Origin of the sequence: Micrococcus sp. HSID17227 (assembly GCF_003989405.1) — a bacterium.
Lineage (GTDB): Bacteria > Actinomycetota > Actinomycetes > Actinomycetales > Micrococcaceae > Micrococcus > Micrococcus luteus.
Genome location: NZ_RBLN01000309.1, coordinates 1 through 2,347, shown reverse-complemented (window position 1 = coordinate 2,347; position 2,347 = coordinate 1). Strand labels below are relative to the sequence as shown.

Annotated in this window: 2 protein-coding genes and 1 pseudogene; 2 read left to right on the top strand and 1 reads right to left on the bottom strand. The window is 71.7% G+C overall.

Going from position 1 to position 2,347, the window contains the following annotated elements; genetic code table 11:
* Nucleotides 1-125: 125 nt before the first annotated feature.
* Both D8M29_RS11140 and ahcY read left to right on the top strand, forming a co-directional pair.
* The gene (locus D8M29_RS11140; RefSeq protein WP_020628239.1) at nt 126-428 is read left to right on the top strand and encodes a DUF3499 family protein; all 303 of its coding nucleotides are present in this window, start codon (nt 126-128) and stop codon (nt 426-428) included.
* Between the two features lie 45 nt (nt 429-473).
* Nucleotides 474-2,033 (top strand): adenosylhomocysteinase, encoded by a 1,560-nt coding sequence (ahcY, locus tag D8M29_RS11135; protein ID WP_225348319.1) that lies wholly within the window; start codon nt 474-476, stop codon nt 2,031-2,033.
* Here ahcY and D8M29_RS13845 read toward each other — a convergent pair.
* A pseudogene (locus D8M29_RS13845) lies at nt 2,027-2,347 on the bottom strand (hypothetical protein); the annotation flags it as partial. The gene ahcY and the pseudogene D8M29_RS13845 sit on opposite strands and share 7 nt — an antisense overlap.

The following is a 2,347-nucleotide window of genomic DNA, read 5'->3' as shown; positions in this document are numbered from 1 at the left end:
CGCGGCGTCGCCCGCCCGGAACGGCAGGGGGTCGAGGGGATCGGAGGAGGCGGACGCGGTCATGCGCGCCATGGTAGGCCACCGCTCCGGGCCGTCCGCCGAGTAGGGTGGCGGGCGTGGGACCCATGCGACGCTGCAGCAAGACCGGATGCCAGAGCCCTGCCCTGGCCACGCTGACGTACAACTACGCGGACTCGCAGGTGGTCATCGGGCCCCTGTCGCGCCGGGCGGAGCCGCACACGTACGACCTCTGCGGCGAGCACGCTCGGCGCACCACGGCCCCGCGCGGCTGGGAGGTGCTGCGGCTGGAGCTGCCCGAGCACTACGAGGCCGTCGACGCGGACGGCGGCGTGCGCACGGTCCCCACCCGGCCCATGGCCGTCCCGCCGGCCCGCCCCGGGCTGCGCGTGGTGCGTGACGGGGACTGACGCGGCACGTGTCGTGCCGTCCGGGGCCTCGCTAGGCTGGAGGGCATGACTGAGACCTCCGCAGAGTTCCGCACCCCCGACGTCGACCCGGCCTTCGCCAACCGCACCACCGTGCCCGGTGCCTCGTTCGACTTCACGGTCCGGGACCTGTCCCTGGCCGAGGCGGGCCGCCACCAGATCCGCCTGGCCGAGCACGAGATGCCGGGGCTGATGTCCCTGCGCGAGGAGTACGGGGAGGCCCAGCCGCTCAAGGGCGCCCGCATCGCCGGCTCCCTGCACATGACCGTGCAGACCGCCGTGCTCATCGAGACCCTCATCGCCCTCGGCGCCGAGGTCCGGTGGGCCTCCTGCAACATCTTCTCCACGCAGGACGAGGCCGCCGCCGCCGTCGTCGTGGGCTCGGGCACCCCCGAGGACCCGCAGGGCGTGCCGGTGTTCGCCTGGAAGAACGAGTCCCTCGAGGACTACTGGTGGACCGCCTCGCAGATCCTCACCTGGCCGGGCGCGGACGAGGATCCGGAGCGCGGCCCCAACATGATCCTGGACGACGGCGGCGACGCCACCCTGCTGGTGCACAAGGGCGTCGAGTTCGAGGCCGCGGGCGCCGTGCCCAGCGCCACCGAGGACGACCCCGAGGAGTACCGGATCATCCTCGAGACGCTGCGCCGCTCGCTGGCCCGCGACCCGCAGCACTGGACCCGGACCGCCGGCACCCTGCGCGGCGTCTCCGAGGAGACCACCACGGGCGTGCTGCGCCTCTACCAGCTGGCGCAGGAGGGCCGCCTGCTCTTCCCGGCGATCAACGTGAACGACGCCGTGACCAAGTCCAAGTTCGACAACAAGTACGGCATCCGCCACTCCCTGCCGGACGGCATCATGCGCGCCACGGACGTGCTGATCGGCGGCAAGGTCGCCGTGGTCTGCGGCTACGGCGACGTCGGCAAGGGTGCCGCCGAGGCCCTACGCGGCCAGGGTGCCCGCGTGATCGTCACGGAGATCGACCCGATCTGCGCGCTGCAGGCCGCGATGGACGGCTACCAGGTGGCCCGCCTCGAGGACGTGGTGGGCGAGGGCGACATCTTCGTCACCACCACCGGCGGCAAGGACATCATCATGGCCGAGCACATGGCCGCCATGAAGGACAAGGCCATCGTGGGCAACGTCGGCCACTTCGACAACGAGATCGACATGGCCGGCCTGGCCCGCATCCCCGGCGTCGTGAAGACGGAGATCAAGCCGCAGGTCCACGAGTGGACCCTGGACGGCGGCACGGAGGCCGAGCGCAGCATCATCGTGCTCTCCGAGGGTCGCCTGCTGAACCTCGGCAACGCCACCGGCCACCCCTCGTTCGTGATGAGCGCGTCCTTCACCAACCAGGTGATGGCGCAGATCGAGCTCTTCGGCGGCTCCACGGGCACCGGCGCCCTGACCGGCGAGCACTACGAGAAGCGCGTCTACACGCTGCCCAAGGTGCTGGACGAGAAGGTCGCCCGCCTGCACCTGGACGCCCTCGGCGTCGGGCTGACCGAGCTGACCAAGGCCCAGGCCGAGTACCTCGGCGTGGACGTGGCCGGCCCCTACAAGGCCGACCACTACCGCTACTGATCCCCGGCGCCCGCGGGCGGACGGACCCACTCGAGAGAGGCACGAGCATGGCTTCCCATCAGGCCGGCCGCGGGCGCGACGAGCGCGCCGGGGCGGAGGACTTCGAATCCGGGCTGGACTACGGCGCGTTCGTCGAGGACGACGCCGCCGACGATCCGAACCGCACCCAGGCGCTGCCCGCCATGGGCCGGGACGACGACGGCGGCGCCCAGCAGGCGCGGCACCCGAAAGCTGGCCATGATGACCAGGAAGACGAACAGGTTGTCGACGCTGAGCGCCTTCTCCAGCAGGTAGCCGGTGTAGTACTCGACCGC

Bases quoted from the DNA above. Each gene is read 5' to 3' on its own strand.
- D8M29_RS11140 (WP_020628239.1), top strand. From the start codon at position 126: ATGCGACGCTGCAGCAAGACCGGATGCCAGAGCCCTGCCCTGGCCACG.
- ahcY (WP_225348319.1), top strand. From the start codon at position 474: ATGACTGAGACCTCCGCAGAGTTCCGCACCCCCGACGTCGACCCGGCC.